Genomic DNA, 9,603 nt, shown 5'->3' with positions numbered 1-9,603 from the left:
CTAGCTTATTTGCTCGTTCACACTATACACCGGTTCGATTTAACGATGAGCTTTCTAGTAAAGTGTACGATCGTTATATCGAATCCCTTGATTTTAATAAAAGCGTTTTCTTAGCCAGCGATATTGCCTCTTTTGAGCAATATCGTGATGACTTTGACAACGCGATTACTACCGGTAAATTAGAATTTACGTTTGATATTTTTAACTTAAGTCTTAAACGCCGTTTTGAACGTTACGAGTATTCACTTACTTTACTTGAAAAAGAAATGACGTTTGATAAAGAAGATGAATACTTTTATGACCGTGAAGATTCGGCATGGCCTGTGTCACAAGCTGAGCTTGATGAAATTTGGCGTGAGCGTGTAAAGTACGATGCACTGCGTTTAAAAATGACGGGTAAAGATTGGGAAGGCATTAAAGAAGTACTGACCAAACGTTATAAAAATGCAGAAAAACGTTTAGTACAATCTAATTCAGAAGATGCTTTTCAAATTGTTATGAATTCGCTAGCACGCAGTATTGAGGCTCATACGTCTTACTTATCGCCACGTCGTGCAGAGCAATTCAAAATGGATATGGACTTAGAGCTTGAAGGCATTGGTGCCGTGCTAAGCCCTGATGAGGACTACACTGTTATTCGCAGCTTAGTGCCAGGAGGCCCTGCAGATAAAACAGATCAAATTAAAGCTGATGATCGCATTATCGGCGTTGCCCAAGATGGCGAAGAATTTGTAGATGTAATTGGCTGGCGTTTAGATGACGTAGTTGATTTAATTAAAGGCCCTAAAGGGACTAAAGTACGTCTACAGTACTTAAAAGGTGTTGACGCTCACGGTGCACCTAAAGTTGTTGAAATCACTCGTGATAAAATTCGACTTGAAGATAGAGCGGCTAAATCAGAAGTATTTGAAGCCAAATACTCTGACTTAACAAGTAAAGTTGGAGTGATTGAAATTCCTGGCTTTTACAATAATCTTTCTAAAGATGTAAAAGTTGAACTGGCTAAGCTTAAAGAAGAAAAAGTTGATGGCATTATTATCGACCTACGCCAAAATGGTGGTGGTTCTTTATATGAAGCGACTCAATTGTCAGGTTTGTTTTTTGACCAAGGTCCAGTTGTTCAAATTCATACCTTAAATAACCGTATAGAAGAGCAAAAAGATCGCGATGGTATAACTTATTACGATGGCCCTTTAACTGTTTTAGTTGACCGCTACAGTGCCTCTGCTTCTGAAATATTTGCAGCAGCAATGCAAGATTACGGTCGTGCGGTTATTATTGGCGAGCAAACATTTGGTAAAGGTACTGTACAGCAGCACAAAGGCTTAGGCCGCGCTTATGACCTATACGATAATGCGCTAGGTAGTGTACAGTATACTATTGCTAAGTTCTACCGTATTAACGGTGGTAGTACACAACATAAAGGTGTGATCCCTGATATTTCGTTTCCATCAGCAATCGATCCTGCAGAGTGGGGCGAAAGTAAGCAAGATAATGCACTTCCTTGGGATAGCATTGTTAAAGCGAAATACAAAAAGTTAGGTAATTTAACACCTATTATTACCTACCTTGAGAAGCAACACGAAGTACGAATTAAATCAGAACCAGAATTTGGTTATGTATTTAATGACATTACCTTATACAACGAAGAGAAAGACCGTAAAACTATCTCTTTAGTTGAAGCTACGCGTATTAAAGAAAAAGATGAAGGTGAAGCACGTGCACTTGTACGTACTAACGAACGTCTTAAGCGTTTAGGTAAAGACCCGGTAGAAAACTTAGACGATTTACCAGAAGTAATTGAAGAGCTTGACCCATTTTTAGAAGAAGCTGCATTAATTACTCAAGACTATATTAATTATGGTCGTATAGCTAAGAAGTAATAACTGGTTTTACCTCTATAAAAAAGGCGCTTTAGCGCCTTTTTTACTACCTAAAATTTACTAAATTGTTATAATCTTTGATTACATAAATTTGAGCTAGATTAATGACGCTCAGTTAATGCGCTTAACGTGCTAAAAATAATAATTAAACACACAGTAAGTGTGTCTAGGAGTCTCTACTTTGAAGCTATTGGATGACAAACCAATCAAGCCCGCCTCGTTTTTTGATGCGTTAATTCCTATCTCTGTATTAATTTGTTTACTAGGTGCTGCAGTTTACTTATTTGGTGATAACTCTTCATCAGGGCCCAACCAAATTGCGCTTTTATTTGCTACTTTTGCAGCGGCTTTAATTGGGCTTAAAAACGGTTATACATGGAAAAAGTTAGAACAAGCCATGATTGAAGGTATAACGCTTTCGCTTGGAGCTATACTAATTTTACTTATGGTAGGTGCGTTAATTGGCACTTGGCTACTTTCTGGAACGGTACCAACTTTAATTTATTATGGCTTGCAAGTTATAAACCCAAGTTGGTTTTACGCAGCGAGTTGTTTAATTTGTGGCATTGTAGCTATGAGCATTGGTAGCTCTTGGACTACTGCCGCTACAATAGGTGTTGCTTTATTAGGTGTTGCAACGGGTCTTGGACTTGAGCAAACAGTAACAGCAGGCGCTGTTATATCTGGCGCGTACTTTGGTGATAAGCTAAGCCCGCTGTCTGAAACAACAAATTTAGCGCCAGCAGTTGTAGGCGCAGATTTGTTTGAGCATATTCAACATATGCTGTGGACGACAGTACCTAGTTTTGTAATTGCACTGATTATATTTATATTCATGGGCTTTAACGCAACTGCTTCAAGCGAAGCGGGGCGTATTGATGAAATAACGGCTATTTTACAGCAAAACTTTAATATTGGTTTTGAAATGCTAATCCCGCTAATTGTACTTTTAGTTTTAGCGATTAAAAAAATGCCGGCCTTTCCTGCTATCTCTATCGGTGCTGTTGTAGGCGCTGTTTGGGCCATGTTGTTTCAATCTGATTTAATTGCTAGCCAAATTGATGTTTCTCAAGGACAGCTAGTTGGCTACTTTAAGCTTGTTTGGACGACGTTTTTTGATGGTTTTAGCATAAGTACAGGCGATGACAAAATGGACTCTCTACTTAGTGGTGGCGGTATGTCCGGAATGCTTACAACCACATGGCTTATTATGACTGCACTGATGTTTGGTGCAATTATGGAAAAAACAGGCCTTTTGGATATTTTTGTTAAAAGCATACTTAAAATAGCTAAAAGTACGGGATCGTTAATTGCGGCAACAATAGCAACGTGTATTGGTACTAACGTGATAGCGGCCGATCAATATATTGCAATTGTAGTACCTGGTCGTATGTTTAAAGATGAATATGAAAAACGTGGTTTGAAGCCTGTTAACTTATCTCGCACATTGGAAGATGGCGGTACAATTACCAGCCCACTAATTCCATGGAACACGTGTGGCGCATATATGCAAAGCGTTTTACTAATAAACCCTTTTGATTATGCACTTTACGCTTTCTTTAACTTAATTAACCCTGTTTTAGCGGTTGTTTATGCCTACTTAGGCATTAAAATTTTACGTATTAAGCCAAAACAATCCGCCTAATTTTAAACAGCTCCTTTTAACTTAAAAGGAGCTGTTTTGGAGTATCTATGACTGAATCAAGTAAACCTCAAGCACAATATCTTAAAGACTATAAAGCTCCTGATTTTTTAATTGACCACACAGAGCTAACCTTTGACTTACAGCCATTATCAACCAAAGTAAGCTCTTTGCTAACACTAACGCGGGTTGGTGATAAAAAAGCACCTTTAGTACTTGATGGTATTGATTTACGCTTACTGTCTTTATCTATTGATACGGTCGATATAACTGATTATGAAATTATTGGTGAGCAGCTAATAATTAATAATTTACCGGATAGTTGCCAATTAAGTATTGTGACCGAGATATCACCTGAGACAAATACTTCTCTAGAGGGTTTGTATTTATCTGGCGGTGCGTATTGTACACAGTGTGAAGCGCAGGGTTTTAGAAAAATCACCTATTACATGGATCGCCCTGATGTACTTGCCACGTTTGATGTAACTATCATTGCCGATAAAAAATATCTGCAACTTCTTTCTAATGGTAATCAAGTAGACAGTGGTGAAACACAAGATGGTCGTTATTTTGTAAAATGGCAAGACCCATTTAAAAAGCCGAGCTATTTATTTGCACTTGTAGCGGGCGATTTTGATGCTTTAAAAGACACGTACACAACTAAAAGCGGCAGGGATGTAGAGTTAGCATTGTTTGTTGATAAAGGTAATTTATCTAAAACACCCCATGCTATTGCTTCACTTAAAAAAGCAATGCAGTGGGATGAAGAGCGCTTTAATTTAGAGTATGACCTTGATATTTATATGATTGTAGCCGTCGATTTTTTCAACATGGGCGCGATGGAAAATAAAGGGCTGAACGTTTTCAATAGTAAATGCGTATTAGCTAATCAAGAAACAGCCACAGATAAAGACTACCATACGATTGAATCTATTGTAGGGCATGAGTATTTTCATAACTGGACTGGTAACCGAGTTACTTGTAGAGATTGGTTTCAGTTATCGTTAAAAGAAGGTTTAACGGTTTTTAGGGATCAAGAATTTAGCAGTGATTTAGGCTCTCGTGCACTTAACCGAATTGATGCGGTTAAAGTAATGCGTACGCATCAGTTTAGTGAAGATGCAGGCCCTATGGCTCATCCAATTCGCCCAGAGAAAGTTATTGAAATGAATAACTTTTATACAGTTACTGTATACGATAAAGGTGCTGAAGTTATCCGTATGATGCACACATTGCTGGGGGAAACGAACTTCCAAAAAGGTATGACACTTTACTTTGAGCGCCACGATGGGCAAGCAGTTACATGTGATGACTTTGTTAGTGCGATGAGCGATGCATCAGGCGTTAATTTAGAGCAATTTAAACAATGGTACAGCCAATCAGGTACACCGCGTTTAAATGCAATTCAAAAATTTAATAGCAGCTCAAATACATACACTTTGACAATCGAGCAAACAGCGCCGGCTAATCAGCCAGAGAATAAACCGCTTCATATACCTTTTGCTATTGAACTACTTGATGCCAATGGGCAGAGTATTGCTCTGCAATATAAAGGTAAAAAGCTAGATCATGTACTTGATGTAACAAATACGACCCAAACATTTAGCTTTGACAATATTTTAGAAAAGCCTGTTGCGGTTTTACTCGAAGACTTTTCTGCTCCTTGTATTTTAAATCAGCAAACAACAGAGCCAGAACTATTGCATATTATGCGTTTTGCGCGCAGTGATTTTTCACGTTGGGATGCACAACAGCAGCTATTCATTAAGGCGATTAAATCTCAAATCACCGATGCAACGAATAGCGTATTAAGTAGCGAAATTATAAATGCGCTACGTGTGCTTATAAACACCAAAGAGGGCGATTTAGCTTTAATTGCAGAGCTGTTTAAATTGCCAAGTTTTGACACGTTAGCTGCTGAATTTGATGTAATACCTGTTGATGAGATTATCGAAATAACAGAAAAGTTTGAGCAACAAATTGCTGATGAACTTGCTGATGAATTACTTAGTTGTTACGAATCTCTTGAAGATGATGGCAGTGTAAGTGCAACCTCCGTTGCGAATCGTGCTTTAAAACAAATATGCTTGCACTACCTTGCTAGAACACAAAAACCTGAGGCTGTAACCTTTATTAAGGAGGCTGCAAGTTCGACTAATATGACTAATGTACTTGGCGCCCTAAGCGCAGTGGTAAAAGCTTCACACCCTGTTCGACAAGCGCTTTTGAGTCATTTTGATAGTCAGTGGCGTCATGATGTTTTAGTCATGGATAAGTGGTTTGCACTGCAAGCTATGCAATCAGGCAGTAATGCGATAGAAAATATTAAAGCACTTTATGAACACCCGTGTTTTGACTTTTCAAATCCTAACCGTGTACGTGCACTTGTAGGAAGTTTTAGCCACTTTAATACAGCGCAATTTCATCGATCAGATGCTCAAGGCTATGCGTTATTAGGTGATTTATTAATAAAACTTAATGCAATTAATCCACAAAATGCGTCTCGTATGCTTACACCATTTATGTCGTGGAAGCGTTACGATGATGTACGTTCACACGCAATGAAATTGCAATTACAGCGTTTAGCCAACCTCGATGGCCTAAGTGCTGACTTGTATGAAAAGGTTGAAAAAGCGCTCGCATAAATGATTGAGTATTATTTTAGCCTAAGATTGAGCTATAACGAGTGCATGGATTACTACCATGGCCGTTTTAGCTCATTACAAGTTGTAGAAGATGGCGGGAAAACAGTACGTTTTTCTGCTAATCATTTAAGACCTTTTATTACCAGCCTAGGTATAAGAGGGCGTTTTAGAATGTTATTAACCCCCGAAAATAAATTCATTCGTATTGAACAAGTGGCTTAGCTCCCTGTTTTTATGTTATAAAACCATAAAAATATTGTATTTTTGTTAATTTCAATTTGTCCTATTGTTAAATAACGTGTATAAATTATCTGGTACGACGTCTTACCAATACGTAAGCGTTAACCAGAATAAAAAGTATATGACTGATTTGAGCGAGTATTTGTAATTTCACTGATTCGCTTCTATCGTTATGATTACACTAAAAACAATAACTTGATCACACAAAATGACCCGCGACAGGGGGGAACCAAAATGATAAGAAGATCGCTTTTTGTTAAAAATAGAATCGCTATAGGTTTAGCAGCCGCTAGTTTAGGTTTATCTGCAGCAAGTACTCAAGCTGTAACATTTGAAGCTGGAGGTTTTGATATTACCTTCGATTCAACTTTTTCATATGGGCAAAGTGTTCGCGTAGAGGATAGAGACTTTAACCTAATTGGTAAAAGTAATAATCCAGCATTTGATTGGACAGGATACAATCCTGCGCTAAGTAACACTATCTATTCATCTCAAGATGTATGGGCTCAACCTGGGTCTTATTCAAATAACGGTGATGCTGGTAATTTGAATTTTGATAGTGGTGACTCATTCTCAAAACTATTGAAGGGAACACACGACCTTTCAATAAATAAAGATAACTACGGTTTGTTCACTCGCTTCATGTATTTTTACGACTTTGCGTTGATGGATGGCAATCATGCATATTCAAATCCTACATCAGGGCAAGGTGTTGATCCATGTGATGATAAAGATACTAAAGCACAAAGCTGTGCCGACATACGTTTATTAGATGCGTTTGTATGGGCCGATTTTGATTTAAATGATGGTAATAACCCTTTATCTGTCCGTTTAGGCCAGCAAGTAGTTAACTGGGGTGAAAGTACGCTTATATCTCATGGTATTAACGTAAACCCAGTTGATATAGATAGGTTAAAAGCTCCTGGCGCTGAGTTAAAAGAAGCATTTATACCAATCGGTATGCTTTGGGCATCGCTTGGTATTACTGAGAACATTACGCTTGAAGGTTTCTACCAATATCAATGGCAAGAAACACGTTTACCAGCAGCAGGTACATACTTTTCTACTAATGACTTTGCAGCAGAAAATGGTTATCAGCAGAATGTTCAATTAGGCTTTACGTCTAATCCTGATATTGATGTTGCTTTTTTAACGGATAGTTTAAATAACCTAACATCTGATTTTGCATTAGCAGCAGCTGCTCAAGGTATTGATCCTTCAAGTGCTGAAGGAAGCGCTTTATTAGCCCAAATGTATCTTGCTTACCCAACTAAGGTTGCGCTTAAAGGCAAAGGGGATAATGGTAAAACAGAACCTGAAGATGGCGGCCAGTACGGTTTACGTCTAGGTATATTTTTACCTGAGTTTAATGATACTGAAATTGCGTTATACCACGTGAACTACCACAGCCGTCGTCCGCTTATATCTGGTCGTGTATCAAACTTTTCGCAGGCAGCAATAGCTCAAGATTTAGCGATGATCATGACAACAGAAATTACGTCAGATAATGTTGCTGATTTAACGGCTTTCTCAAAAGCTGAAAACGACTACCCAGAAGATATTAAACTATATGGTTTAAGTTTTAACACAACTATTGGTGAAACAGCCTTTGCGGGTGAATTTGCGTTTCGTCAAGATGAACCACTGCAAATTGATGACGTAGAGCTATTGTACACAGCTATGCCTGAGCAGTTAGCACTTGCAGGTCTTCGTCCTGATTTTGCAGGTATTTCGCAAATGAGTTTTGGCGATGATATTAGTTCTGTTGGTGCGGGTGAAGTTGCTCAAGGCTATATTGAACGTGATACATCACAAATTCAATTCACGGCTACTCACTTATTTGGACCTTCATTAGGTGCTGATAGTTGGGCTGTTGTTGGTGAAGTGGGTGCTGTAAAAATTCATAACATGCCAGAATATGACGAAATGCGTTTAAATGTATCAGGTACTGGCCGTAGTGGCACAATTACAGGCCCAGGTACAACTGATTACTCAACATTGCAACTTGGTTTATCAAATGGTGCTGAAGAAAAATCATTTGCTACTGCGTCTTCTTGGGGGTATCGCTTAATTGCTAAAGGTGATTACTTTAACCTATATAACGGTATTAACTTCTCGCCACGTTTTGTATTTTCTCATGACGTAAATGGTAATACACCAGATCCTATGTTCTTATTTATCGAAGATCGTAAATCTTTAGGTGCAACTATGAACTTTAACTACCAAAATGCGTGGTCACTTGATGTGAGCTATAACTCGTTTTGGGGCGGCGGCGATATTAATACTTTCTCGGATCGCGATTACGTTTCTTTTAACTTAAAATATTCTATTTAGGGGTAACATTACTATGATTAAAAAACCTACCCTCATCGCTACAGCATTTTGTAGCTTGTTTGCAAGTAGCGCAGCTTTAGCTAAATTAAGCGCTGATGAAGTTGCTCAATTAGGTCAAAATTTAACGCCAATGGGTGCAGAAAAAGCAGCTAATGCTGATGGTTCTATTCCGGCTTGGAATAACGGCATTACAGCAGCTCCTGCAGGTTATGAAGCTGGTATGCATCACCTTGACCCATTTACAGCTGATAAAGTACTTTTTACTATCGATAAAAGTAATATTGAAAAGTACAAAGCCAATCTAAGCCCAGGTCAAATTGCTTTATTTGAAGCATACCCGGACACATTTAAAATGCCAGTGTATGAAACACGCCGCTCAGCTTCGTACCCTCAGTTTGTTTATGACGCGACTAAAAAGTTTGCACCGACTGCTGAATTAATTGAAGGCGGTAATGGTATTAAAAATACAGCGATTGGTATTCCTTTCCCTATTCCTAAAACTGGTTTAGAGGCAATTTGGAATCACTTATTACGTTACCGTGGCCAATCTATTGAGCGTTTTGGTGGTCAAGCCGCACCGACTGCATCTGGTTCTTATAACTATGTTGGTTTTGATGAGCAGTTATTAGTTAAATACTCAGACCCTAGTGCAACACCTGCGGAGCTTCAAGACTCAAATATTTTGTTTAAGTTTAAACAGAGCGTTACAGAGCCTGCGCGTTTAGCGGGTACTGCGTTATTAGTTCATGAAACGATGGACCAAATATTAACGCCGCGCCAAGCATGGACCTATAACTCGGGACAACGTCGCGTTCGTCGTGCACCTAATGTTGCATATGATGCACCAGGCACAGCAGCC

Annotated in this window: 6 protein-coding genes; all 6 read left to right on the top strand. The window is 38.7% G+C overall.

The annotated features are described in order from the left end of the window. Nucleotides 1-1,883 (top strand): carboxy terminal-processing peptidase (prc, locus tag L656_RS0101695; protein WP_024597962.1); only part of this gene is annotated, 1,883 nt, incomplete at its 5' end. 181 nt (nt 1,884-2,064) lie between these two features. Beyond that, entirely contained in the window at nt 2,065-3,528 is a 1,464-nt protein-coding gene (gene nhaC, locus L656_RS0101690) for a Na+/H+ antiporter NhaC (RefSeq protein ID WP_007586912.1), read from the top strand. Between the two features lie 47 nt (nt 3,529-3,575). Then, nucleotides 3,576-6,170 (top strand): aminopeptidase N, encoded by a 2,595-nt coding sequence (gene pepN, locus L656_RS0101685; protein ID WP_024597961.1) that lies wholly within the window; start codon nt 3,576-3,578, stop codon nt 6,168-6,170. Continuing rightward, nucleotides 6,171-6,392, top strand: a complete 222-nt coding sequence (locus tag L656_RS01000000121795; protein ID WP_033036512.1) for a DUF2835 domain-containing protein — start codon at nt 6,171-6,173, stop codon at nt 6,390-6,392. It abuts the gene before it with no gap. Between the two features lie 252 nt (nt 6,393-6,644). Continuing rightward, nucleotides 6,645-8,744, top strand: coding sequence for a DUF1302 domain-containing protein (locus L656_RS0101675; protein WP_024597960.1), 2,100 nt, complete (start codon nt 6,645-6,647; stop codon nt 8,742-8,744). Nucleotides 8,745-8,757: 13 nt separating this feature from the next. Beyond that, a partial coding sequence (locus L656_RS0101670; protein ID WP_024597959.1) for a DUF1329 domain-containing protein occupies nt 8,758-9,603 on the top strand: 846 nt, incomplete at its 3' end.

Source organism: Pseudoalteromonas sp. TAE56 (assembly GCF_000497955.1).
Taxonomy (GTDB): domain Bacteria; phylum Pseudomonadota; class Gammaproteobacteria; order Enterobacterales; family Alteromonadaceae; genus Pseudoalteromonas.
Note: the sequence above shows the minus strand (reverse complement) of the source record. Positions and strands in the feature narration are given on the sequence as shown.